Source organism: Bittarella massiliensis (ex Durand et al. 2017) (assembly GCF_017566145.1).
GTDB lineage: Bacteria > Bacillota > Clostridia > Oscillospirales > Ruminococcaceae > Bittarella > Bittarella massiliensis_A.
Genome location: NZ_JABFCL010000280.1, coordinates 1 through 217 on the forward strand (window position 1 = coordinate 1; position 217 = coordinate 217).

A 217-nucleotide genomic window follows, 5' to 3' on the forward strand; every position below is an offset into this window, starting at 1 on the left:
TGGATAACGGAAAGCGGCAAGTCAAAGGGGCAGTCCTCCGTAGAAGAATACCCGTTGATGAAAAAATCCTGCGGATTGTCTGCGGTAATGCCGACGCTTTCCATAGCCGCATGAAGCTGCTCTGTTGTGGTCGGCATGGGAAGCCACACGCCGCCCGGTTTGCCTGTTTCAAAGCGGCTGCGGCTGTCGATAAGAATTGAAAACTGCTCGTTTATGG

At 53.0% G+C, this 217-nt stretch carries 1 protein-coding gene; it reads right to left on the bottom strand.

Features of this window, described 5'->3' with window-relative positions:
• Window positions 1-217, bottom strand: a 217-nt coding sequence (locus HJY11_RS14340) for an antirestriction protein ArdA (protein WP_208076543.1), incomplete at both ends; no start/stop codon positions are given.